The organism is Pseudomonas sp. S44, from assembly GCF_016624805.1.
Taxonomy (GTDB): Bacteria; Pseudomonadota; Gammaproteobacteria; order Pseudomonadales; family Pseudomonadaceae; genus Aquipseudomonas; species Aquipseudomonas machongensis.
Genome location: NZ_JACVTY010000007.1, coordinates 104,837 through 126,709 on the forward strand (window position 1 = coordinate 104,837; position 21,873 = coordinate 126,709).

Annotated in this window: 23 protein-coding genes, 1 tRNA gene and 1 riboswitch; of the genes, 7 read left to right on the forward strand and 17 right to left on the reverse strand. The window is 64.1% G+C overall.

The window, feature by feature from the left end; all coding sequences use genetic code 11:
* The 6 genes from IAE40_RS08170 to cobO are packed head-to-tail and all read right to left on the reverse strand — an operon-like array spanning nt 1 to nt 5,895.
* Nucleotides 1-1,455, reverse strand: coding sequence for a cobyric acid synthase (locus IAE40_RS08170; protein ID WP_200602986.1), 1,455 nt, complete (start codon nt 1,453-1,455; stop codon nt 1-3).
* On the reverse strand, nt 1,452-2,444 hold the full coding sequence (gene cobD, locus IAE40_RS08175; RefSeq protein WP_200602987.1) for a threonine-phosphate decarboxylase CobD: 993 nt from the start codon (nt 2,442-2,444) through the stop codon (nt 1,452-1,454). The genes IAE40_RS08170 and cobD overlap by 4 nt, the downstream gene beginning before the upstream one ends.
* Nucleotides 2,437-3,345, reverse strand: a complete 909-nt coding sequence (gene cbiB, locus IAE40_RS08180) for an adenosylcobinamide-phosphate synthase CbiB (RefSeq protein WP_151925055.1) — start codon at nt 3,343-3,345, stop codon at nt 2,437-2,439. The genes cobD and cbiB overlap by 8 nt, the downstream gene beginning before the upstream one ends.
* Entirely contained in the window at nt 3,342-3,992 is a 651-nt protein-coding gene (gene bluB, locus IAE40_RS08185) for a 5,6-dimethylbenzimidazole synthase (protein ID WP_200602988.1), read from the reverse strand. Before bluB ends, cbiB begins: the two co-directional genes overlap by 4 nt.
* A complete protein-coding gene (locus IAE40_RS08190; RefSeq protein WP_200602989.1) occupies nt 3,989-5,287 on the reverse strand; it encodes a cobyrinate a,c-diamide synthase in 1,299 nt (432 codons plus the stop codon). The genes bluB and IAE40_RS08190 overlap by 4 nt, the downstream gene beginning before the upstream one ends.
* Nucleotides 5,284-5,895 (reverse strand): cob(I)yrinic acid a,c-diamide adenosyltransferase, encoded by a 612-nt coding sequence (gene cobO, locus IAE40_RS08195; RefSeq protein WP_125931596.1) that lies wholly within the window; start codon nt 5,893-5,895, stop codon nt 5,284-5,286. The genes IAE40_RS08190 and cobO overlap by 4 nt, the downstream gene beginning before the upstream one ends.
* 145 nt (nt 5,896-6,040) lie before the next feature.
* Nucleotides 6,041-6,260: riboswitch (cobalamin riboswitch) on the reverse strand.
* Between the two features lie 136 nt (nt 6,261-6,396).
* Between cobO and IAE40_RS08200 the strand changes: the two genes are divergently transcribed.
* Nucleotides 6,397-6,975 carry a hypothetical protein gene (locus tag IAE40_RS08200; RefSeq protein ID WP_063545852.1) on the forward strand — a complete coding sequence of 193 codons (579 nt, stop codon included), beginning with the start codon at nt 6,397-6,399 and terminating at the stop codon, nt 6,973-6,975.
* Nucleotides 6,976-7,010: 35 nt separating this feature from the next.
* On the opposite strand, the gene IAE40_RS08205 is transcribed toward IAE40_RS08200, so the two are convergent.
* The 3 genes from IAE40_RS08205 to hda form a co-directional block, all read right to left on the reverse strand.
* Complete coding sequence (locus IAE40_RS08205; RefSeq protein ID WP_063545853.1) at nt 7,011-7,547, reverse strand: C40 family peptidase; 537 nt, start codon at nt 7,545-7,547, stop codon at nt 7,011-7,013.
* 135 nt (nt 7,548-7,682) lie between these two features.
* Nucleotides 7,683-8,324 carry a C40 family peptidase gene (locus IAE40_RS08210; RefSeq protein ID WP_054890952.1) on the reverse strand — a complete coding sequence of 214 codons (642 nt, stop codon included), beginning with the start codon at nt 8,322-8,324 and terminating at the stop codon, nt 7,683-7,685.
* 125 nt (nt 8,325-8,449) lie between these two features.
* On the reverse strand, nt 8,450-9,154 hold the full coding sequence (gene hda, locus IAE40_RS08215; protein ID WP_054890953.1) for a DnaA regulatory inactivator Hda: 705 nt from the start codon (nt 9,152-9,154) through the stop codon (nt 8,450-8,452).
* A 322-nt stretch (nt 9,155-9,476) separates the two neighbouring features.
* Here hda and choX point away from each other — a divergent pair, with 322 nt between their 5' ends.
* The 3 genes from choX (at nt 9,477) to IAE40_RS08230 (ending at nt 12,783) form a co-directional block, all read left to right on the forward strand.
* Complete coding sequence (gene choX / locus IAE40_RS08220) at nt 9,477-10,412, forward strand: choline ABC transporter substrate-binding protein (RefSeq protein ID WP_151925058.1); 936 nt, start codon at nt 9,477-9,479, stop codon at nt 10,410-10,412.
* Complete coding sequence (locus IAE40_RS08225; RefSeq protein ID WP_234465095.1) at nt 10,412-11,332, forward strand: alpha/beta hydrolase; 921 nt, start codon at nt 10,412-10,414, stop codon at nt 11,330-11,332. The genes choX and IAE40_RS08225 overlap by 1 nt, the downstream gene beginning before the upstream one ends.
* Before the next feature lie 158 nt (nt 11,333-11,490).
* Nucleotides 11,491-12,783, forward strand: coding sequence for an MFS transporter (locus tag IAE40_RS08230; protein ID WP_153772794.1), 1,293 nt, complete (start codon nt 11,491-11,493; stop codon nt 12,781-12,783).
* A gap of 97 nt (nt 12,784-12,880) precedes the next feature.
* Here the strand turns inward: IAE40_RS08230 and IAE40_RS08235 are convergent, their stop codons facing one another.
* The 6 genes from IAE40_RS08235 to dapA all read right to left on the reverse strand — a co-directional run bounded on the left by IAE40_RS08235 (nt 12,881) and on the right by dapA (nt 17,598).
* Nucleotides 12,881-13,150, reverse strand: coding sequence for a DUF3077 domain-containing protein (locus IAE40_RS08235; RefSeq protein ID WP_153772793.1), 270 nt, complete (start codon nt 13,148-13,150; stop codon nt 12,881-12,883).
* Nucleotides 13,151-13,897: 747 nt separating this feature from the next.
* Nucleotides 13,898-13,987: transfer RNA gene (locus IAE40_RS08240), tRNA-Ser, on the reverse strand.
* Between the two features lie 91 nt (nt 13,988-14,078).
* Entirely contained in the window at nt 14,079-14,789 is a 711-nt protein-coding gene (gene purC, locus IAE40_RS08245; RefSeq protein WP_063545856.1) for a phosphoribosylaminoimidazolesuccinocarboxamide synthase, read from the reverse strand.
* A 29-nt stretch (nt 14,790-14,818) separates the two neighbouring features.
* Complete coding sequence (locus IAE40_RS08250; protein ID WP_153773364.1) at nt 14,819-15,577, reverse strand: MBL fold metallo-hydrolase; 759 nt, start codon at nt 15,575-15,577, stop codon at nt 14,819-14,821.
* On the reverse strand, nt 15,578-16,693 hold the full coding sequence (gene bamC / locus IAE40_RS08255) for an outer membrane protein assembly factor BamC (protein ID WP_200602990.1): 1,116 nt from the start codon (nt 16,691-16,693) through the stop codon (nt 15,578-15,580).
* Nucleotides 16,694-16,710: 17 nt separating this feature from the next.
* On the reverse strand, nt 16,711-17,598 hold the full coding sequence (gene dapA, locus IAE40_RS08260; RefSeq protein ID WP_054890966.1) for a 4-hydroxy-tetrahydrodipicolinate synthase: 888 nt from the start codon (nt 17,596-17,598) through the stop codon (nt 16,711-16,713).
* A 260-nt stretch (nt 17,599-17,858) separates the two neighbouring features.
* Between dapA and IAE40_RS08265 the strand changes: the two genes are divergently transcribed.
* Together IAE40_RS08265 and IAE40_RS08270 are read left to right on the forward strand one after the other, a co-directional pair.
* Nucleotides 17,859-18,416: a glycine cleavage system protein R gene (locus IAE40_RS08265; protein WP_054890967.1), complete on the forward strand. Its 558-nt coding sequence runs from the start codon at nt 17,859-17,861 to the stop codon at nt 18,414-18,416.
* A 9-nt stretch (nt 18,417-18,425) separates the two neighbouring features.
* Entirely contained in the window at nt 18,426-18,899 is a 474-nt protein-coding gene (locus tag IAE40_RS08270; RefSeq protein ID WP_200602991.1) for a peroxiredoxin, read from the forward strand.
* Nucleotides 18,900-18,968: 69 nt separating this feature from the next.
* On the opposite strand, the gene IAE40_RS08275 is transcribed toward IAE40_RS08270, so the two are convergent.
* Both IAE40_RS08275 and IAE40_RS08280 read right to left on the reverse strand, forming a co-directional pair.
* Entirely contained in the window at nt 18,969-20,039 is a 1,071-nt protein-coding gene (locus IAE40_RS08275; protein WP_054890969.1) for an AI-2E family transporter, read from the reverse strand.
* A 23-nt stretch (nt 20,040-20,062) separates the two neighbouring features.
* Nucleotides 20,063-20,302 carry a sulfurtransferase TusA family protein gene (locus tag IAE40_RS08280; protein ID WP_054890970.1) on the reverse strand — a complete coding sequence of 80 codons (240 nt, stop codon included), beginning with the start codon at nt 20,300-20,302 and terminating at the stop codon, nt 20,063-20,065.
* Between the two features lie 120 nt (nt 20,303-20,422).
* Between IAE40_RS08280 and IAE40_RS08285 the strand changes: the two genes are divergently transcribed.
* Nucleotides 20,423-21,856, forward strand: coding sequence for a M48 family metalloprotease (locus IAE40_RS08285; RefSeq protein ID WP_200602992.1), 1,434 nt, complete (start codon nt 20,423-20,425; stop codon nt 21,854-21,856).
* Nucleotides 21,857-21,873: the final 17 nt, after the last annotated feature.

Genomic DNA, 21,873 nt, shown 5'->3' on the forward strand with positions numbered 1-21,873 from the left:
TCAGGCTACTCCACACAAGGCGCGCAACCGCGCGGTGTCCAGGTGCTGCTCGATGAGGTCGGCCAGGCGTTCGATATCGCGTTCGCGCAGCGCCTCGTAATCGACCACCTCGACGTCATCCAGCCCGGCCCAGCGCAGCAGCGCGGCGCACGACTGGCTACCCTCGAACAAACCGTGCAGGTAGGTGGCGAGGATCTGCCCGTCAGCGCTGATCGCGCCATCGGCACGTCCATCTGCGAGCATCACCGCAGGCTGCTCCAGCGCAGGCCCCTGGGTGACGCCTGCATGAATTTCGTAGCCCGACACCGGTGCCTGCTCGAGGCTCAGCACGCCTTCGACATTGCGCAGCTGCTTTTCGGCTTCCAGCACGGTGGCGTAGTCGAACAGGCCCAGCCCAGCGCTCGAACCCGCCGGCCCTTCCAGCCCCAGCGGGTCGTGCACCTGGCGCCCCAGCATCTGCAGCCCGCCGCAGATGCCGATGAGCTTGCCGCCGTAACGCAGGTGACGGGCGATGGCGCTGTCCCAACCGCGCTCGCGCAACTGCGCCAGGTCACCGCGCACGCTCTTGGAGCCGGGCAGGATGATCAGGTCGGCAGGCGGAATCGGCTGGCCGGGGCCAATGAACTGCAAGTCCACCTGCGGGTGCAGGCGCAGCGGGTCGAAGTCGGTGTGGTTGCTGATGCGCGGCAATACCGGAACGATCACCACGAGCACACGATCGCCCTTGAGCGACTGGCGCCGGTCGATGCCGTCCTCGGCCTCCAGGTGCAGGTCGGTGATGTAGGGCAGCACACCCAGCACCGGTTTGCCGGTACGCTGCTCGAGCCAGTCCAGGCCCGGTTGCAGCAAGGCGATGTCTCCGCGAAAACGGTTGATGACAAACCCCTTCACCCGCGCCTGCTCACTGGGCGACAGCAGTTCGAGGGTGCCGACCAGGTGGGCGAACACACCGCCACGGTTGATGTCGGCAACCAGGATCACCGGGCAGTCCACCGCCTCGGCAAAGCCCATGTTGGCGATATCGCCGGCCCGCAGGTTGATCTCGGCAGGAGAGCCTGCGCCTTCGACCATCACCACCGGGTAGGCAGCGCTCAGGCGCTGGTGCGAGGCCAGGACCGCCTGCATGGCGATGGCCTTGTAGTCGTGATAGGCGACGGCGTTCATGCTGGTCACCGCGCGGCCATGGACGATGACCTGGGCGCCGGTGTCACTGTTGGGTTTGAGCAGTACCGGGTTCATGTCGGTATGCGGTGCCAGCAGGCAGGCCTGGGCCTGCACCGCCTGGGCGCGGCCAATCTCGCCACCGTCGGCGGTCACCGCGCTGTTGAGCGCCATGTTCTGCGGCTTGAACGGCACCACGCCGACACCCTGGCGCAACAGCCAACGGCACAGGGCGGTGACCAGCGTGCTCTTGCCGGCATCGGAGGTGGTGCCTTGCACCATGAGGGTGGTCATGCCGATTCCTTCTGGTAGTCCTGCAGCGCCTGGCGCAGGCGCTGTTCATCCGCCGCACTGGCAGGCAAGCCAAGACGCACGGCGGCAGGCGCCTCGAACAGGCGCACGAGAATGCCGCGGCGGGCGAGAAAGTCGTGAAGCTGGGCGGCGCGCGGATCGCGCAAGTACTGGAACAGGTCGCAGCCGCCAGTGGCGGGCAAGCCAGACTCGGCCAGCAGTGCTGCAAGGCGTGCGCTGGCTTCGGCGCAGCGCACGATCTGCGCACGCTGCGCCTGGCCATCGGCAAGGCACGACTGGCCGATGATCCGGGTCGGGCCGCTGACCGTCCACGGCCCCAGCATCTCGGCCAGGCGCTGCAGCAGTGGCGCCTCGGCCATGGCGAAGCCCAGGCGCACACCGGCCAAACCAAAGAACTTGCCGAACGAACGCAGCACGATCAATCCGCCACGCCCGCTCTGATCGGTGATGCTGTGTGCCGGGATGTTGTCCATGAACGCCTCGTCCACCACCAGCCAGCCGCCGCGTCGAGCCAGGCGTGCGTGCCAGTCGAGCAGGCGCTCGCGCGGCACGCAGCGCCCCGTGGGGTTGTTCGGGTTGACCAGCAGCAGCACATCGAGGCGGTCCAGGGCCGCTTCAACCTGGTCGTCATCGAGCTCGACAAGCTCATGCCCGGCGCGCTGCCAGGCATGCGGATGCTCGGCATAGCACGGCGACAACACGCCGACCCGCCCGCGCGTGCGCAAGTGCGGCAAGGCCTGGATCGCTGCCTGAGAGCCCGCCACCGCGAGCAGTTCATCGACACCGTAGTAGGCGCGCGCGGCCTGCTCCAGGCCATCCTCGACCTCAGGCAGGCGCGCCCATGCCTCCAGCGGAATCGATGGGATGGAGAAGGACCAGGGGGCGATACCGCTGGACAGGTCGAGCCAGTCTTCGCGTGCGATACCGTACTGGTGCACAGCGCGCAGCAGGCGGCCACCATGTTCAAGCATAGAGCCAGGCCCCCGTGCAGATCACCAGCAGCCACAGCCATACGCCGCGCTGTACCAGGCTCCAGCCGCGCTCGATGGCATCGGCGTCGGCCACCGGCCCCTCGCCCAGGCGCGCTCGTTCGTGCAGCTCACCGTGGTACACCGCCGGACCTCCCAGCTCCACGCCGAGGGCACCGGCCCCTGCGGCCATCACCGGGCCTGCGTTGGGGCTGTCCCACAGCGGCGCCTGGTTGCGCCAGCAACTGAGCGCCAGGCGAGTCTTGCCCAGCAATGCGTAGGTCAAGGCCACCAGCCTGGCCGGCAGGTAGTTGAGTACATCGTCGATACGCGCTGCGGCCCAGCCGAAGCGCTCGAAACGTTCGTTGCGATAACCCCACATGGCATCCAGGGTATTGCTCAGGCGGTACAGCACCACGCCCGGCGCACCGGCCACGACGAACCAGAACAGCGCGGCGAATACCGCATCGCTACCATTCTCCAGCACCGACTCGGTCGCGGCGCGGGCCACGGCAGGCTCGTCGAGCTCGCGGGTCTCGCGGCTGACCAGATAGCCCACCCGCCGCCGTGCTTCATCCAGATCCCCTTGGCGCAGGGCCTGGGCCACGGGCAATACATGCTCGCCCAGGCTGCGCATGCCCAGCGCGCAATACAGCGCCAGGGCGTCCACCAGCCAACCGATGTAGGGCAGCCACGACAGGATCAGCGCCACCAGGGTCAGGGGCACCACGGCCAGGAACCAGGCGCTGACCCCATGGCTACGCCAGCCGCGGCCACCGGCATTCAAGCGTTGCTCCAGACGCCCGGCGAAATTGCCGAAGGCCACCAGCGGATGACGCCGCTGCGGCTCGCCCAGCAGCGCATCCAGCGCCACACCGGCAACAGTCAGCAAGGCGATGCTCATGCCTGCTCTCCCCATTGGTTCTCGTAGAGCATCTCGCTCAGCGGCCGCTCACGCGCCCAGTCTTCCAGCACCAGCATGGGCGCCTCGTAGAATTTCGCCACCGGCCCCAGGCACAACACTGCCACAGGCTTGGCCCCGGCCGGCATGCCCAGCAACTCGCCCAGCGCCTGCGGGTCGAACAGCGACACCCAGCCCATCCCCAGGCCTTCGGCGCGTGCGGCCAGCCAGAGGTTCTGGATCGCGCAGGCCATAGACGCCAAATCCATTTCCGGCAGGGTCCGGCGGCCAAAGATGTGCGGCTCGCGCTTGTCCATCAAGGCGGCAACCAGCACCTCGGCGCACTCGCCGATGCCTTCGACCTTGAGCTGCATGAATGCGTCGGAGCGCTCGCCGAGGGCCTCGGCGGTGCGAATCCGCTCCTCCTCCACCAGCGCCTGGATGCGCCGGCGCAGGTCGCGCTGGCTGATACGAATGAAGCGCCAGGGCTGCATCAGCCCGACACTGGGCGCCTGGTGCGCGGCGGCCAGCAGCCTGGCGAGCAGCGCAGGCGCCACATCGCCGCCGATAAAGTGGCGCATGTCGCGACGCTCGCCGATCGCTCGGTAGACCGCAGCGCGCTCGGCCTCGCTGAAAGCGTGTTCGTTCATGGTCGCAACAGCGCCGCCGCCGCTTCGGGGTTGGAAGGGAAATAGAAGTGCACGTAGGACGCCGTCAAGCGTCCCAGACGATAGACCGCCTCGTTGCCACGTCCGCCATTGGGGCTCAGGCCACGGGCGATGGGCACAAGCTCGGTGGTGGTCAGCGAGTGGTGGTAGGTATGGCCACGCAGGGTGCCTTCAGGCAATTCGACGGCCTGCAGCGCCAACGCGGCGAGGCGCTTCTGCATCACGGCCTCGCCGGGCAACAGGCCCAGTAGCTCGGCGCGCTCGCCCGCAACGTCGGTCAAGGCCTCGAGCAGGTAGAGCATGCCGCCGCATTCGGCCAACAAGGGCTTGCCTTCGGCATGGTGGCCGCGGATCGCCTCGCGCATGGGCGCGTTGGCCGCCAGGGCGTGATGATGCAGTTCGGGGTAGCCGCCGGGCAAATACAGGCTCTCGACCGCCGGCAGGTGCCGGTCGTGCAACGGCGAGAAGAACACGAGCTCCGCGCCCTGATCGCGCAGCAGGTCGAGGTTGGCGCCATAGAGGAAGGCGAACGCCTCGTCGCGGGCCACACCGATGCGCACACCGGCAAGGCTTGCGGTCGAGGGGTCGGCGTGTGGTTCGACAAAGGCCACCGGCGGCGGCAAGGCAGCATCGCAGCTGGCGCCCAAGGCCTCGGCGGCAGCGTCCAGACGTGCATCCAGATCGTTCAGCTCACTGGCCTGGACCAGGCCGAGGTGACGGCTGGGCAACTCGATACCGCGCTCGCGAGACAACCCGCCATACCAGCGCAAACCTTCGGTCAGGCTACCTTCGAGCAGTTGCGCATGGCGCAGGCTGCCGACCCGGTTGGCCAGCACGCCAGCGAATGGCAGGTCAGGCTGGTAGCGCGCCAGGCCCAGGGCCAGGGCCCCGAAGGTCTGGGCCATGGCCGTGCCATCGATCACCGCCAGCACCGGCACGCCGAAATGCCGCGCCAGGTCGGCGCTCGACGGCGTACCGTCGAACAGCCCCATGACACCTTCGATGAGGATCAGGTCGGCGTCGGCGGCAGCGTCCCACAACAGACGGCGGCTCTCCTGTTCGCCAATCATCCACATGTCCAACTGGTACACCGGCGCGCCGCTGGCGCGCTCCAGGATCATCGGGTCGAGAAAATCCGGCCCGCACTTGAACACCCGCACCTTGCGCCCGAGGTTGCGGTGCAGGCGCGCCAAGGCGGCGGTGACGGTGGTCTTGCCCTGGCCGGAGGCTGGTGCGGCAATCAGCACCGCCGGGCAATGACGGGTGGCTCGACTCACAGTTCAACGCCCTTCTGTGCGCGGATACCGGCCTGGAAGGCGTGCTTGAGCATGCCCATCTCGGTCACGGTGTCGGCCAGCTCGATCATTTCCGGCTTGGCGGCGCGGCCAGTGACGATCACGTGTTGCATCGGAGGACGGGCCTGGATGTCCGAGAGCACCTGGTCCAGGTCGAGGTAGCCGTGCTTGAGGGCGATATTCAGCTCATCGAGCACTACAAACTGCACCGACGGGTCCTGCAGCAACTGGCGGGAGACGGCCCAGGCCGCCTCTGCTGCGGCGATGTCGCGCTGGCGGTCCTGGGTTTCCCAAGTGAAGCCCTCGCCCATCACGTGGTAGCGCACTTCGTTGGGAAAGCGGCGGAAGAACAGCTCCTCGCCAGTGCTGTTGCGGCCCTTGATGAACTGCACCACCCCGCACTGCATGCCATGCCCCAGCGCACGGGCAAGCATGCCGAAGGCCGAGCTGCTCTTGCCCTTGCCATTGCCAGTGAGCACCAGCAGCAGGCCGCACTCATTCGGGGAATTGGCGATACGTTCGTCGATGATCGCTTTTTTGCGCTGCATGCGTGCCAGGTGGCGTTCGTCGCGCTCGATGGATTCGCTCATCAGGGGTTCTCCGCAGGCTGTCGACGCGCCGGTCGGGCACTCGCGGGCGGGCACCAGGCAACGACAGATAAACAAGGCAGGCAGGCGAAGGGAGCGCGCAAAGGCCGTGGCGATACCACGGGGCAGCGCGCATCACCCTCCGTGATGCCGTTGACAGTGACAGGCCGGTCTCCGGGCTCGTGAGCCGGGCCTTGGCCCGAAACCGCGCGCCTTCCCGGGTGCGGACACCCAGTGGCCTTGCGCGGCCTTGACTCACCTACCGTTGCGGGGGCAGCGCCGGATTCGCGCCCTGCTGGCGCCCACCGGCTTCCCAGTTTCACCCTGCCGGAGCTGATCCGCAGAGCACCTGAAACACGCCGCGAAGGTTAGAGGGTTGCACAGGGAGCGTCAATTAAACGCGGACGATGAACGGTTGATCTGGGTGCTTGTCTCACTATTGAAGCAGTGATATCACATAGCCATCACCGGCTGTACGCGACCATAATAAAAGGAGAGCGCGGCATGCAAGGCTTGATCATCAACAACCCGCACCTGGAATTCCTGCGCCCGGCCCTGGAGCGCTGGATCGACTGCATCGACCGCTTCAACCAGATCCATGGCGATGGCGATGCGCCCTATTGGCACGGCGCCCAGGCCAATGCCGGTATCCTCGCCGCCGCTGCCTGGCAGGCCGAGCTGGTGGCGCTGCAGCACTATCAGAGCAAGAAGCAGCGTGACGAAGGCGAGCGCGAGGGGCGCTGCGATCTGTCGATTGCTGGCGCCGAACAATCCATTCATCTGCACACTGAGCAGCGCTGGCCGAAGATCGCCCGCCTGGACCTGGCGGGCGCCCTGCAGGAGGCGGCGACGTTGGCGCGGCTGGCAGCCTATCCCAGCCAGCTCAAGGCCGGGGCGCTGTTTGTCAGCCCGTGGAAGGCGGGGCAGCATGCAAGCCCCGAGGAACTACAGGATATGGTCGATGACTTGAACAAGCACACGGCCTGCGCGATTGCCTGGTACTTCCCGTATGCGTACCGCAAGCTGCATAACGAGTCAGGGCAATACCACCCGGGTGTGGCGTTGTTGCTCAAGCAGGCTTGAATGTACGCCGGGGCTGCTGCGCAGCCCCGACAATCTCAGGGATTCTGCGCCAGATGCCCCGGCGCCAACACCCGCTTGGCCTGCAAGTAGGCCTTGGACCAGTAGCTGTTCGACAGGTAGTCCAAGCGCACCGTACCGCCGGTGGACGGCGCATGCACGAAGCGCCCCTCCCCCACGTAGATCCCGGCATGGCTCACCTGCGAGCCACCGCCGGTGGCGAAGAACACCAAGTCACCGGATTGCAGCGAATTGATGTCCACGGTCGGTGCACGCATGACGATCATCTCGCGCGTCGAGCGTGGCAGGTTGATGTTCGCCGCGTCGCGGTACACATAACCGATCAGCCCACTGCAATCGAAACCCGAATCCGGCGTGTTGCCGCCCCAGCGGTACGGGGTGCCGACCAGACCGATCGCACGGATCAACACATCGTCAGCCACAGGCGACGAGGAAGGCTGGTCGATGAAGGTGATCTGCGGCTTGGCCACAGGTGCCGGTGCCGGAGCACGGCTGGAACAGGCGGCAAGCAGTGCCACCAGGGAAAGGAATGCGAAGCGCGTCATCATCGCCATGGGTCAGAACCTGTCTGAGACCAATCGGCCGCAGCCGAAAAAAGAGTTAAGGATTTAGATTAGACGCTATTCGTAAATGCGCACGGCGGCTAGCTTTTCAGCTACGCCGCCGTGCGAGGATACAGCATTTTGATATCAGTTGCGCGACAGGGTGGTGGTCGGCGCCATGGCCAAGGCACGCTTGGCTTCGATGAAGGTCTTGCTCCAGTAACGGTCACCGAGGTTGTCGATGCGCACACCACCGCTGCGGCGGCTGCTGGAGTGGATGAACTGGTTGTCACCCAGGTAGATGCCGGCATGGCTGACACGGCCACGGCCGTTGGTGCTGAAGAACAGCAGGTCACCCGGCTTGAGCTTGTTGCGTGCGACCTTGGGGGCGTCGACGTTGATCATCTCGCGGGTCGAGCGCGGCAGGTTCATGCCGGCCTCTTCACGGAACAGGTAGCCGATGAAGCCGCTGCAATCGAAGCCGGACTGCTCGGAGGTACCGCCGAAACGATAACGGGTGCCGATCAGCGACATGCCACGCTCCAGAATGCTGTCTGCAAGGACGGGCAGCTGGTAGGGCTTGCTATTGCTGGAGAAGGCTTGAAGGTCTTCATCGGTGGCGAGGTCTTCTTCATCGAATACCGACGAATGCGAAGCCTTGGCCTTGACCGCGGTTTGCGCGGTGACCGATGGGTGATCCTGGGGCTGGGAAATCGGGCCTTGGGCCGCGCAGCCAAAAAGCAGGGTCACGAGTGCGAGTGGCACGAGGGGTGCGAAGCGCTTGAGCATGGGCACGACCGTGTCTGTAATCCTTTAGAAGGGGGAAACTATGCCTTCTATCGGACCTATTTGCAAATTTTATCGAAAAAAATGTGACTTTTGCGTTTTGCCGCTCTGGCCCGGTGTTTTCAGGGTTACCAGCCGAGGGTTTCCTTGAGGAAGGGAATAGTCAACTTGCGCTGGGCTTGCAGCGAGGCCTGGTCGAGGCGTTCGAGCAGATCGAACAGTGCACTCATGCTGCGCGTTCCACGGGTGAGAATGAAGTGCCCGACCTCATCGGTCAGGTGCAGGCCACGGCGCGAGGCGCGCAATTGCAAGGCACGCAGCTTGTCTTCGTCGGACAGGCCACGCATCTGGAAAATCAGTGCCAGGGTGAGCCGTGACTTGAGGTCGGCGAGCTTGATCGGCAGCTCGCGCGGCGAACTCGAGGCCGCCAGCAGCAGGCGCCTGCCGCTGTCACGCAGGCGATTGAACAGATGGAACATCGCCTCTTCCCAGTCGGCCTTGCCGGCAATCACGTGCAGGTCGTCGATGCACACCAGCTCGTACTGCTCCAGATGGTCGAGCAACTCCACGCCTCGGTCGAGCAGCTGCGCCAACGGCAGGTAGACGGCGGGCTCGCCCAGTTGCTGGAAACGGTGGGTGGCAGCCTGCAGCAGGTGGGTGCGCCCTGCGCCCTGCTTGCCCCACAGATAGATGAGGCTCTCGGTCCAGCCCGCGTCGGCTTCGCACAGCCGCTCGACATAGCCCAGTGCCGCGGCATTGGCGCCCGGATAGTAGTTGATGAAGGTGGCGTCATCGCGCAGGCGCACACCCAGGGGCAACTGGATTGGTTTCATGCTGGCTGGCGGTCGCGAGGACCAAAGGGGGCCTTTGGTGAAGAGTGCGCAAAGTCTATACCCGCAGCGCGGGCGGCACAATCGGGGAAGGGAATAGCGCAAGTAAAATCAACAGGTTGCGTGATTTTTGAGCAATCAGAGCATCACCTCGGCCAAGCGCCCCGCCCATTAGCGTGCCAGACTCGAAGTCGCCTGGGTGCAAAAGCAGGTCGCCTGGGTGCGATTTTTCCACTCGCCCGGCTCATAACCTGAACGGCAGCCACCGCCGCGCGGGGCGTCATGACATAACAACGATAATCACCGTCTCGTGAGGGGAAAAGTCATGCAGCGATCGATCAAGGCGGCCACCTGCGCCGCACTCCTGGGCATCAGCGCAGCCAGCTGGGGCGCAGAACCCGCCGCTTGCCAGAACGTGCGCATGGGCTCGGTGAACTGGACCGACGTCGTCGCCAGCAGCGCCGTCGCCGAAGCCCTGCTCGACAGCCTGGGCTACAAGGTCAAGCAGACCAGCGCCTCGCAGCAGATCATCCTGGCCGGCATGGCGGAAAAACGCCTCGATGTGTTTCTCGGTTACTGGCAGCCAACCATGCAATCGGTGGCCAAGCCCTTCCTGGACAAACAGCAGATCGACGTGATCAGCCCCGCCACCCTCGCCGATGCACAGTCCACCTATGCCGTGCCCGCCTACGCCTACGACGCGGGCCTGAAGACCTTCGCCGACATCGCCAGGTTTCGCGACAAGCTCAAGAACCAGCTGTACCTGATCGAACCGGGCAGCGGCATGAACCGCATCACCGCACAGATGATCGCCGAAGACAAATTCGGCCTGAAGGGTTTCAAGGGCATCGAGTCCAGCGAGGCCGGCATGCTGACGGCGGTCAAGCGTGCCGTGCAGAAGAACGAGTGGGTGGTGTTCGCCGGCTGGAAGCCGCATCCGATGAACCTGCAGATCGACATGCGCTACCTCTCCGGCAGCGACGACGCCTTCGGCCCCAACGAAGGCTCGGCCACCGTCTCGATCATGACCTCAGCCGGTTACCAGCAACAATGCGGCAACGTCGCCAAGTTGCTGCACAACCTGCGTTTTACCAGCGAAGGGGTCAGCCAGGTCATGGAGCCGATCCTCGACCGCAAAGCGCCGCTCGATGCCGCTCGAGACTGGCTCAAGGCGCATCCCGAGCAGGTCTCGGCCTGGCTCGAGGGCGTGACCACGTTCGACGGCAAGCCCGCCAATGCGGCATTGGTCGCGCAACAGTAATGCAGCGCTACTCTCTCTCGGCCGGCATGCAGGCCTTCATCGAACGGACACGCGCCTTCGGCGTGGCCGATCCTGCACTGGCAGCCCAGCGCGCGGCCTATTCGCGCATGGCCGCAGCCTTCACCCCGCCATGCCCGGAAGGCGTGCAGGTGCGAGATCTGAATATGCCGGGACTGGTGCCGTTGCGCGTGTTCCAACTGGCACAAGCAGCACCGGAAGGAGGGTGGCCAGCGCTGCTATTTATGCATGGCGGTGGCTGGATGCTCGGTGGGCTCGACTCGCACGCGTTCTTCTGCGCCGCACTGACGGCGCGCTTGGGAGTGGCGGTGGTCGCGGTGGATTACCGACTCGCGCCGGAACACCCCTTCCCCGCCGCCCTGCACGACAGCCTCGCCGTCTGGCGCGCCCTGCGCGATGGCGCGCTGGATGTACCGGTTGACCCCACACGACTGGTAGCCATCGGCGACAGCGCCGGGGGCAATCTCGCCGCCGCCCTGTGCCTGGCACTGCGTGAAGCGGATGAGCCGCAGCCGCGCATGCAGGCGCTGATCTATCCCGCGCTGGGTGACGAGGACAGCGTGTCGCGACGCGAATGTGCCGATGCACCGCTGTTGTCTGTCGACGACATGCGCGCCTGCCTGAACGCCTACCTGCCCTCCACTACTCTCAGCCCGCTGGCGCTGCCATTGCTCGCCCGCGACCTCACGAGGCTGGCGCCCGCTTTCATTGCCGTGGCCGAGTTCGACCCACTGCGCGATGACGGCCTGCGCTATGCACAACGGTTGAGAGACGACGGAGTGGCGGTCGATTACTTCCCAGGCCATGGGTTGGTCCATGGCTGCCTGCGGGCCAGGGGGTTGCCGGAGGTGGAGGCACTGTACGAGGCGCTGTTTGCAGCGCTCAGGAACAGCCTCGATTGACGCCCCTTTTACCGGGACCGCCCGACCTGCAGGCGCAGGCTCGTCCCGTGAGGGAAGCGCCTACCTAATGAAAGTTTCATGTTTTGACCCATGCTCTTTCTGCAAGAATCTTTAGTTACAACCTCTTACAAAGATTCGCTGAATAGCTGGAGCACGTGATGAATCCCCCCCTCCCTGCCAAAGCACCGTCCAAAGCCGGAAGAGTCTTCCGGGTGACCTCCGGCAATTTTCTCGAACAGTTCGACTTCTTCCTGTTCGGTTTCTACGCCACCCAGATCGCTGCCGCGTTCTTCCCTGCAAGCAACGAATTCGCCTCATTGATGATGACCTTCGCCGTATTCGGCGCAGGCTTTCTGATGCGCCCGCTGGGGGCGATCATCCTCGGCGCCTACATCGATGACGTCGGCAGACGCAAAGGCCTGATCGTGACCTTGGCGATCATGGCCAGCGGTACCTTGCTGATCGTGTTCGTGCCCGGCTATGCCAGCATCGGCCTGTGGGCGCCGGCCCTGGTGTTGCTCGGCAGGCTGCTGCAAGGGTTCTCGGCCGGTGCCGAGCTCGGTGGCGTTTCTGTTTACCTGGCGGAGATGGCCACGCCCGGGCGCAAAGGCTTCTACGCCAGTTGGCAATCGGCCAGCCAGCAGGTCTCCATCATGGTTGCCGCAGCCCTGGGCTATGGCCTGAATCAGTGGTTGTCCGCCGAGGAGTTGTCCCAGTGGGGATGGCGGATTCCGTTTGCCGTGGGCTGCCTGATCGTCCCGTGCATCTTCCTGCTGCGCCGCAACTTGCAGGAGACCGAAGAGTTCGCCAAACGCGAGCATCGCCCGACCATGAGCCAGGTGTTCAAGACACTGTGCGCCAACGCATCGGTGGTGATCCTGGGCATGCTGATGGTGGCCATGACCACCACCGCCTTCTACATGATCACCGTGTACGCCCCGACCTTTGGCAAGACCGTACTGCAGCTCGATACCAGTGATGCATTGATGGTGACCTTGCTGGTCGCCGTGTCCAATTTCCTGTGGCTGCCGATCGGCGGCACATTGAGCGATCGCCTGGGACGCAAACCGCTGCTGGCGGCAATGTCCCTGCTGACCGTACTCACGGCATACCCTGCGCTGTCCTACCTGGCCCAGGCCCCCAGCTTCGCTCACATGCTGGAAGTGCTGCTGTGGTTCTCGTGCCTCTATGGCATGTACAACGGCGCACTGATCCCTGCCCTGACCGAAATCATGCCCACCGAAGTGCGCGTTGCCGGATTCTCCCTGGCTTATAGCCTCGCCACCGCGGTGTTCGGCGGCTTCACCCCGGCGGTGTCCACCTGGGCGATCCATGCCACGTCAGACAAGGCCGCCCCGGCTTACTGGCTGATGTTTGCAGCGCTGTGTGCGTTCACTGCAACGCTTGTGCTGTATCGCCGCCGGCCTGCCCGCAGCACGGCCGTTGCCTGAGGGTGTGACGGATCCTTACGAGTGCTGTGCAGAGCGCTGGAAAGTAACTCCGCATAACTGAAAAAGCGCGCCCGAGAATCTCGGGCGCGCTTTCGGCTTAGTCCTGGTTCATTCCTAACTCAGCATCATCCAGCAGTGCTTTGGCCATACCCGCCAGGTAATAACCTGCCCAGGCCAAGTCGGTGTCGCTCTCCATGACACCCAAAAATGTCAGTCGCCTGACACTACCGAGCAATTCCGACGCATGCTCGCGAGCATGCTTGCAGGGAATACCCTGCTCGACGCGAAAGAGTGGCCGCCCCGAACCATCCCCTGCACTGAATGCAGTGAGTCCCGGCGTCGCTGGTGCCTGCACAACATCGCTCATTGATGCTCTCCTCCATTGACACCCCGTTGCCATACCGCAACCTTGGGGAACACCGCCCAACCTGTAGGAGCGGGCTGGTCCCGCGATGGGGTCGCCGCTATCGGCAAAGACCCATAGCGATCTATTGGCATCCTGGTCAAAGCCATTCTGACCAGACCTCTGGCCGCGGCCAGCTCCTGACCCAAAACACAAGGCAATCGTCGGTCTGCAATGCTCAAGGCAACACCCAGATCCTGAGCAATCTGTTTTAAAAGGAATTCGAGCGAACGGGTGGGATATTCGAGCGGGGGTGGATCGGGGACAATCTTCAGCATACTCACCTCAGTGTCATTGAGGCTGCCATCACCCGCTGTCAAACAGGAAGGTGGCAGCTGTGCGCGGGTTGACAGACCGAGGACACTGAAACTCGGCGCACACGAAGGTGCCCCACGCACAGCCACCATAGCGCTTGCACGTGTTTCAGTGATCGAAGCGGCCTGTCAAAGCCGGTCGTTGAATTGGCAACGACCCGGCGAGACTAGAGGCCGTTTTGGAGCACTGCAATGGCGGAATGGCGGTGGGAGTATGTTTGGGAAATGGACTACAGGGAATAAGGAAAAGCTGATTGGTAGGATTCGATGGAAAGGCGGCGGAGTCATTTTAAGCACTGATATCTGCCTCGAACTCTCGCGAGCCTCAGCCTACTACCGTCGAAATTTTGCCCATAAAAAAGCCCCGCTGATTCTCATCAGCGGGGCTTTTCATGTATGGCGGAGAGATAGGGATTTGAACCCTAGGTACTGTTGCCAGTACAACGGATTTCGAATCCGTCCCGTTCGACCACTCCGGCATCTCTCCAGTGGCGCGCATCATACCAGCGTTTTCGTTTCTGGCAAACCTTTTTCGAAAAAAATTCGCGTGGTATCAGGCGCTTGCGTGAGCGTGCGGGTTACAGCGGCACGCCCAGGCGCTTGGCGACTTCTTCGTAGGCTTCGATGACATCGCCCAGACCCTGGCGGAAGCGGTCCTTGTCCATCTTCTTGCGGGTTTCCTTGTCCCACAGGCGGCAGCCGTCAGGGCTGAACTCGTCGCCCAGGACGATCTGGCCGTGGAATACGCCGAACTCCAGCTTGAAGTCGACCAGCAGCAGGCCAGCGTCATCGAACAGCTTGCTCAGCACTTCGTTGACCTTCAGCGACAGCTTCTTCATCTCGACCAGTTGCTCGGCGGTGCCCCAGCCGAACGCGACAACGTGGGATTCGTTGATGAAGGGGTCGCCCTTCTCGTCGTTCTTCAGGAACAGCTCGAAGGTCGAAGGGGTCAGCTGGATGCCTTCCTCGACGCCCAGGCGCTTGACCAGGCTACCGGCCGCGTAGTTACGCACGACGCACTCGACCGGGATCATGTCCAGCTTCTTGACCAGGCACTCGTTGTCGCCCAGCAGCTTGTCGAACTGGGTCGGCACGCCGGCCTCTTCGAGCTTCTGCATGATGAAGGCGTTGAACTTGTTGTTGACCATGCCCTTGCGGTCCAGCTGCTCGATGCGCTTGCCGTCGAACGCCGAGGTGTCGTTACGGAACAGCAGGATCAAGCGGTCGGCGTCGTCGGTCTTGTAAACCGATTTGGCCTTGCCGCGGTAGAGTTCGTCGCGTTTTTCCATGATGGGCTCCGCTTGCTTGAGTGGTTGGGCTAGGCGATTTCGCGCCAGTCGAGCCCATGTTCCTGATTCGCCACCTGGAGCCAGTCCGGATCGCACCCCAAGGTGTCGACGAAGCACTGACGGGCCAGTTGTGGCAGGTTGTTCTTGCTGCTGAGGTGGGCCAGCACCAGGTGTTGCAGGTGCTTCCAGCCCAGCTCGGCCACCAGGTTGGCAGCCTGGTGGTTGTTCAGATGTCCTTGGCTGCCGCCGACCCGCTGCTTGAGAAAGTACGGGTAGTGCCCGCGTGCGAGCAGGTCACGGCAGTGATTGGCCTCGATCAGCAACGCGTCGAGGCCCTGGTAACGCTCCAGCAGGTACGTATCGTAGCTGCCCAGGTCTGTGAGCATGCCGAAACGCCGGCGCCCGTCACTGATCACGTATTGCAGGGGTTCGAGCGCATCGTGCTCGACCCGCGCAGCACTGACCTGCAGGCTGCCGATGTCCAGTACGTCGCCACAACCGAGAAAACCGGCGACCTCCACCGGCTTGCGCATGCCGCGCAAGGTCCCTTGGCTGAGGTAGACCGGTACATTGTAGCGCCGCGACAGCAACCCGACGCCATGCACGTGGTCGGCATGTTCGTGGGTCACCAGCACGGCGCTCAGTTGTGCTGCCGATACCCCGAGCAGCGCCAGGCGCCGCTCGGTCTCGCGCAGGGAGAACCCGCAATCGACCAGGACGAAGGTATCGTCACTGGCGATCAGCGTGCCATTTCCCTGGCTACCGCTTCCCAGTACCGCGAAGCGCACTTAGCCCAGACGGTCCTGGATCGCGCTCAGCACGCGGCGGGCCACATCGGCCGGGGCCACGGTGTTGATGTTCTTCTCGACGGTAACCTGGACCGACTCGCCCACCTTGCTCAAGCGAACCTGGTAGCGCTCGGCACGTGCTTCACGCTCTTCCTTGCTCGGCGCGCTGCCGAACAGGCGGCTGAAGAAGCCCGGCTCGTTCTGCTTGTCCTCGGGTTTCTCGGACAGGTTGATGTAGTACAGGCCCAGGCTGCGGTTGATGTCCTCGACACGCCATTCGCCCTGCTCCAGGGCGCGGCCTACGCCAGACCAGGCGCGGTCCAGGTCCGAGCCCAGGAACAGCACCGGGTTGCCGCTGCCGTCCTCGCTCAGGCTGACCTGGCTCGGGGCATCGAAGTCACGCGCCGCCAGCAGCGACACCGAACCGCCCTTCTCGGCGCTGCGGTTCATGCTGGCCAGCAGCTCGTCGACCAGCAATGCGTCGACGCCGGTGTTGCTCGACGTGCTCGGGAAGCCAGGCTCGGCGGTGCTGCCGGCCGGACGCTCGACACTGACCACGTACACCTCGGAGGTGTTGCGCTGCACGCCGGGCTCCATGCGCACACGGACGCGCACTTCGCTGCTTGGGCTGCTGGAGGTGCTGGCCAGGCGCTGGCCGAGCGAGGCAGACAGCTCATCGAAGCGCTGCCAGGTGGTGTTGAACTCACCCGTCTGCGGACGCTCTTCGGCGATGCGGAAACCATTGTCTTCAAAGTACTGGCGCGCGACCGGCCAGACTTCGGCCGGCGAGCGCTGGGCCAGCACCCAACGGTTGGCACCGCTGCGCTGCAGGGTGAAATCGCTGACGTCGGCGCTGGCCGACAGCGGCTGCGGACGCGGCACTTCGAACTCGCCGGTGGCGTTGTCGTCGGCCACGTTGCGCGGGATCGGCAGCAGCGGATCCAGACGCTTGACGTTGGCGGCGTCCGGCGGCAGTTGCATCGGCGCAGTCGGGTGCGCCTGCAGGTAATCGCTGCCGCGGTCGCGGAAATAGCCATCCTCGCCCCACAGCCAGCCGCACCCGCTGGTGCTGGAGATGATCAGGGCGAGCGCGGAAAGACCAGCCAGTCGCTTCATGCGGTGTACTTCCTCGATTAAACCAGTACGCCGGACTGGCGCAAGGCAGTACGGACTTTTTCGTGACAGCCTTCGCTCAGCCAGGTCAGCGGCAGGCGAATGCCCTTGTGCATCAGGCCCATTTCCACCAGCGCCCACTTCACAGGGATCGGGTTGGCTTCGCAGAACAGGTCTTTGTGCAGCGGCATGAGTTTTTCGTTGATCGCGCGGGCCTTCTCGGCATTGCCCTCAAGGGCGGCCTCGCACAGATCGGCCATTTCGCGCGGGGCGACGTTGGCAGTGACGGAAATGTTGCCCTTGCCGCCCATCAGGATCAGCTCGACGGCCGTCGGGTCGTCGCCGGACATGACGATGAAGTCGCTGTCGACGCCCTCGATGATGGCCTTGGCACGGGCCAGGTCGCCGGTGGCTTCCTTGATGCCGATGATGTTCTTGACCTTCGACAGGCGGATCACGGTCTCGGCCTGCATGTCGCAGGAGGTGCGGCCGGGCACGTTATAGAGGATCTGCGGGATGTCGACGGCTTCGGCGATGTGCTTGAAATGCTGGTACAGGCCTTCTTGCGTCGGCTTGTTGTAGTACGGCACCACCAGCAGGCAGGCGTCGGCGCCGGCGTTCTTGGCGTTCTGCGTCAGGTGCACGGCTTCGGCGGTGGAGTTGGCGCCGGTGCCGGCGATCACGGGGATGCGGCGGGCGCTGCGCTTGACGCGCTCGACCACGTGCTTGATGACCAGGATGTGCTCTTCGACGTCAAGCGTGGCGGATTCGCCAGTGGTGCCGACCGCTACGATCGCGTGGGTGCCCTTTTCCAGGTGGAAGTCGACCAGTTTATCGAGGCTGTCCCAATCCAGACGCCCTTGTGCATCCATGGGTGTGACCAATGCCACCATACTGCCCGCGATCATGAAACTGCTCCTGCCGGAAAAAGAGAGCGGTAATGGTACTGGCGCCATCGACCTTGCACAAGCGAAGCTGGCGGGCGGAGCATTCCCCTCGGCCTCGCTTTTCGCTACCCTTGATTCTTTGATCGGCGCAGTGCGGCCCGCCGGGCCGTCGACAGTGCTCCACGCCAGTACTTCGTCACCCTCCAGAGGGCTGCGAATGCGGGTGACAGGGAGGCTAGCTCTCGTCCTTCGCCGACCGCTCATCGCTTTAGGAATGCTGCATGTCCACCGCCCCCCGCGAACAATTCCTCGTCATCAGTGCCTTGGGCCCCAATCCCATGGAGCTTGCCAACGTCCTCAGCCGCGCGGCCTTCGAAAACCGCTGCGCGGTCGTCACCTCGCGCCTGTCGCGCCACGGCGAAACCAGCGCCCTGGTACTGCAGGTCGGTGGCAGCTGGGATGCCCTGGCCCGTCTTGAGACCACCCTGCCCGGCCTTGGCAAGAAGCACGGCCTGACCCTCGATGTGGTGCGCAGCGCCGAGCAGGAGGTTCGCCCACAGGCCCTGCCCTATGTGGCCTACGTCAGCGCCGCCTATCGCCCGGACATCATCAACGAGCTGTGCCAGTTCTTCCTCGACCACCGCGTCGAGCTCGACGGGATGACCTGCGACACCTACCTCGCCCCGCAGACTGGCAGCAGCATGCTCAACGCCCAGTTCACCGTGATCCTGCCGGCCGGCACCCAGATCAGCTGGCTGCGCGACCAGTTCCTGGATTTCGCCGACGCCCTGAACCTGGACGCCCTGATCGAACCCTGGCGCCCACAGAACCCTGTCTAAGGAGCTCCCATGGCCGTTGCCATCGACCAACCCGTTGCCGACTTCCATGCCCAGGCCACCAGCGGCCAGACCATCAGCCTGTCCGCGCTCAAGGGTCAGCAGGTGGTGCTGTACTTCTACCCGAAGGACAGCACGCCGGGCTGCACCACCCAGGGCCAGGGTTTCCGTGACCAGCACGAAGCCTTCAAGGCTGCCAACACCGTGGTGCTGGGCGTCTCGCGTGACGGCATCAAGTCGCACGAAAACTTCAAGGCCAAGCAGGGCTTCACCTTCGAGCTGATCAGCGACAAGGACGAGGCGCTGTGCCAGCTGTTCGACGTGATCAAGCTGAAAAAGCTGTATGGCAAGGAATACCTGGGCGTGGACCGCAGCACCTTCCTGATCGACAAGGACGGTGTGCTGCGCCAGGAATGGCGCGGGGTGAAGGTGCCCGGGCATGTGGATGCGGTGCTGGCGGCAGCCCAGGCCCTGAACAAGGCCTGATATCACCTTGAATTGCTTCGCGGGCAAGTTCGGCGTTCCGACTTGCCCGCGAATAAGAACGCTATGCCCCTACAGTAGTGGCGCCACCGTAGGCTCCTGCCTCGGCCAGGCATCGAGCACCGCCTTGAACAGCGTCGCCAGGGGAATGGCGAAGAAGATCCCCCAGAACCCCCACAGCCCACCGAACAGCAGCACCGCGCAGATGATTGCCACCGGGTGCAGGCTTACCGCCTCCGAGAACAGCAGCGGCACCAACACGTTGCCATCCAGCGCCTGGATGATCGCGTACACCGCCATCAGATAGATGAACTGATCACCCCAGCCCCACTGGAACAGCGCGATCAGGGTCACAGGCACGGTCACCACCACCGCCCCCACGTAGGGCACCACCACCGACAACCCCACCAGCAGCGCCAGCAGGGCCGCGTAGTTGAGCCCCAGGCTGATGAAAGCGATATAGGTGGCGATCCCGCAAATCAGGATCTCGATGCCCTTGCCGCGGATGTAGTTGGCGATCTGCCGATTCATCTCGTCGCCCACGCGAGTCAGCAACCTGCGCTCACGCGGGAGGTAGCCGCTGACCCAACGGGCGATCATCTCGCGGTCCTTGAGGAAGAAGAACACCAGGATCGGCACCAGCACCAGGTAGATCATCGCGTTGACCAGCAGCGGCAGACTGGAGAGCGAGAACGTCAGCGCCCACTGGCCGAACTTGCCGATTTCACCGCGCACCGACTCGATAGCGCGCAGCACCTGCTCGTCCGAAACCAGGTGCGGATAGCGCTCGGGCAGCAGCAACAACAGCGATTGCCATTTACCAAGCATGCCCGGCAACTCGTTGAACAGTGTGATCAACTGGTGCCACAGCAGCGGCACCAGCACCACCAGGAACACTCCGAGCGCCCCCATGAAGAGGGCGAACACCAGCCACACCGCCATGCGCGTCGGCACCTTGAAGCGCTCCAGAGCGTTGACCAGCCCCTGCATGAGAAACGCCAGGACCATGCCCGCCAGCACCGGCGCGAGCATGCCACCGAGCGTGAGTACCACGGTGAAGCCCAGGAACAGCAGGACCGCCAGCACCACCGCTTCCTCATCGGAAAAGTAGCGCTGCATCCAATCGCGAAGCACTTTGAACATTGACGATCCTTGGGAAAGAAGACTCAGGCCTTGCGCAGCCAATAGGTGTAGATCCCTGACTCGGCCGTTTCGCGAAGCAGCGTATGACCGGCAAGCTGGGCAAAAGTGCGAAAGTCACGCTGCGAGCCGGCATCGGTGGCCACCACTTTGAGGACCGCGCCGCTGGCCAGGCGATTGAGCTCCATTTTCGCCTTGAGCAGCGGCAGTGGGCAGTTCAGCCCGCTGGCATCGAGCTCAGCATCGCAGGTCGGGGTGTCGATCATCAGGGGTCTCCATGGCGGGCGCAACAAGGTGTTGCAGACGATGTCGGTAGGATACCGCCACTGGTCGCCAAGGTGCGAGCGGGCTACAGTAAGGGTTTTTGATCGACGCGAGCTTCGTGCATGAATCTACTGCGCCCCACCCTGCTGACGCTGGCCTGCCTGATGGCCTTTCCTGGCCACGCCGACGACCTGCCGTCGCTGGGGGATGCCAGCTCTGCGATCGTCTCGCCGAAACAGGAGCACGATCTGGGCCGTGCCTGGCTGAGCCTGCTGCGCGGGCAGGTCAACCAGCTCAATGACCCGCAGCTCAAGGACTACGTCGAGACCAGCGTGTACAAACTGGCCGAGACCAGCCAGTTGCAGGACCGACGCCTGGAATTCATCCTGATCGACAGCCGCGAACTCAACGCCTTCGCCGCGCCCGGCGGCATCGTCGGGGTCAACGGCGGCCTGTTCCTCAACGCTCAGACCGAAGGCGAGTACGCCTCGGTGCTGGCCCACGAACTGGCGCACTTGTCGCAGCGCCACTTCGCTCGCGGTGTCGAGGCCCAGCAGCGTATGCAACTGCCGATGATGGCGGCGCTGCTGGCCGGTATCGTACTGGCCGCCGGCGGCGGTGGCGATGCCGGGATCGGCGTGATCGCCGGCACCCAGGCCGCGGCCCTGCAGGAGCAACGACGTTTCTCGCGGCAGAACGAGCAGGAGGCCGACCGCATCGGCATCCTCAACCTGGAAAAGGCCGGCTACGACCCGCGCAACATGCCGAGCATGTTCGAGCGCCTGGCCCGCCAGTATCGCTATGACGCCAAGCCACCGGAATTCCTGCTGACCCACCCGGTCACCGAATCGCGTATCGCCGACACCCGCAACCGCGCAGAACAGGCGCCCAAGGGCGGTGTCGAGGACAGCCTGCGCTACCAACTGATCCGTGCCCGTGTTGCCCTCACCTATGAAGGCACACCTGGCCTTGCCGCCAAGCGTTTCCGTGCCCAGCTCGACGAAAACCCCAACATTGACGCGGCCCGCTACGGCCTGGCCCTGGCGCAGATCAAGGGTGGCCAGTTGAACGAGGCACGGGAAAACCTCAAGCCGCTGTTGGCCAAGGCGCCCAACGACATCACCTACAACCTGGCGCAGATCGACCTGGACATCACCAACAATCGCCTGGCCGATGCCCAGCAGCGAGTCACCCGCATGCAGGGGCTGTATCCGGGCAACTACCCGCTCAAGCAGGTGAGCGCCGACCTGCTGGTCAAGCAGAGCAAGCCGGCCGAGGCGGAAAAGGTGCTGGATGACCTGGTGAAAAACCGGCCAGACGATCCGGATGTCTGGTATGAGGTGGCCGAGGTGCGCGGCCTGTCGGGCAACACGATTGGCCTGCACCGGGCACGAGCTGAGTACTTCACGCTGGTGGGTGATTTCGACCAGGCGATCCAGCAGTTGGACTACGCCAAGCGCCGGGCGGGAAGCAACTTCCCACTGGCGTCGCAGATCGACCAGCGCCAGCGGGAGATCATGGAACAGCAGCGGATGGTCAAGGACATGATGCGCTGATATGGACAGGGGCCGCT

Excerpts from the sequence above, each read along its gene's own strand:
- IAE40_RS08170 (WP_200602986.1), bottom strand. The coding sequence starts at position 1,455 with ATGACCACCCTCATGGTGCAAGGCACCACCTCCGATGCCGGCAAGAGC.
- cobD (WP_200602987.1), bottom strand. The coding sequence starts at position 2,444 with ATGCTTGAACATGGTGGCCGCCTGCTGCGCGCTGTGCACCAGTACGGT.
- cbiB (WP_151925055.1), bottom strand. The coding sequence starts at position 3,345 with ATGAGCATCGCCTTGCTGACTGTTGCCGGTGTGGCGCTGGATGCGCTG.
- bluB (WP_200602988.1), bottom strand. The coding sequence starts at position 3,992 with ATGAACGAACACGCTTTCAGCGAGGCCGAGCGCGCTGCGGTCTACCGA.
- cobO (WP_125931596.1), bottom strand. The coding sequence starts at position 5,895 with ATGAGCGAATCCATCGAGCGCGACGAACGCCACCTGGCACGCATGCAG.
- IAE40_RS08200 (WP_063545852.1), top strand. The coding sequence starts at position 6,397 with ATGCAAGGCTTGATCATCAACAACCCGCACCTGGAATTCCTGCGCCCG.
- IAE40_RS08205 (WP_063545853.1), bottom strand. The coding sequence starts at position 7,547 with ATGGCGATGATGACGCGCTTCGCATTCCTTTCCCTGGTGGCACTGCTT.
- IAE40_RS08210 (WP_054890952.1), bottom strand. The coding sequence starts at position 8,324 with ATGCTCAAGCGCTTCGCACCCCTCGTGCCACTCGCACTCGTGACCCTG.
- hda (WP_054890953.1), bottom strand. The coding sequence starts at position 9,154 with ATGAAACCAATCCAGTTGCCCCTGGGTGTGCGCCTGCGCGATGACGCC.
- choX (WP_151925058.1), top strand. The coding sequence starts at position 9,477 with ATGCAGCGATCGATCAAGGCGGCCACCTGCGCCGCACTCCTGGGCATC.
- IAE40_RS08225 (WP_234465095.1), top strand. The coding sequence starts at position 10,412 with ATGCAGCGCTACTCTCTCTCGGCCGGCATGCAGGCCTTCATCGAACGG.
- IAE40_RS08230 (WP_153772794.1), top strand. The coding sequence starts at position 11,491 with ATGAATCCCCCCCTCCCTGCCAAAGCACCGTCCAAAGCCGGAAGAGTC.
- IAE40_RS08235 (WP_153772793.1), bottom strand. The coding sequence starts at position 13,150 with ATGAGCGATGTTGTGCAGGCACCAGCGACGCCGGGACTCACTGCATTC.
- purC (WP_063545856.1), bottom strand. The coding sequence starts at position 14,789 with ATGGAAAAACGCGACGAACTCTACCGCGGCAAGGCCAAATCGGTTTAC.
- bamC (WP_200602990.1), bottom strand. The coding sequence starts at position 16,693 with ATGAAGCGACTGGCTGGTCTTTCCGCGCTCGCCCTGATCATCTCCAGC.
- dapA (WP_054890966.1), bottom strand. The coding sequence starts at position 17,598 with ATGATCGCGGGCAGTATGGTGGCATTGGTCACACCCATGGATGCACAA.
- IAE40_RS08265 (WP_054890967.1), top strand. The coding sequence starts at position 17,859 with ATGTCCACCGCCCCCCGCGAACAATTCCTCGTCATCAGTGCCTTGGGC.
- IAE40_RS08270 (WP_200602991.1), top strand. The coding sequence starts at position 18,426 with ATGGCCGTTGCCATCGACCAACCCGTTGCCGACTTCCATGCCCAGGCC.
- IAE40_RS08275 (WP_054890969.1), bottom strand. The coding sequence starts at position 20,039 with ATGTTCAAAGTGCTTCGCGATTGGATGCAGCGCTACTTTTCCGATGAG.
- IAE40_RS08280 (WP_054890970.1), bottom strand. The coding sequence starts at position 20,302 with ATGATCGACACCCCGACCTGCGATGCTGAGCTCGATGCCAGCGGGCTG.
- IAE40_RS08285 (WP_200602992.1), top strand. The coding sequence starts at position 20,423 with ATGAATCTACTGCGCCCCACCCTGCTGACGCTGGCCTGCCTGATGGCC.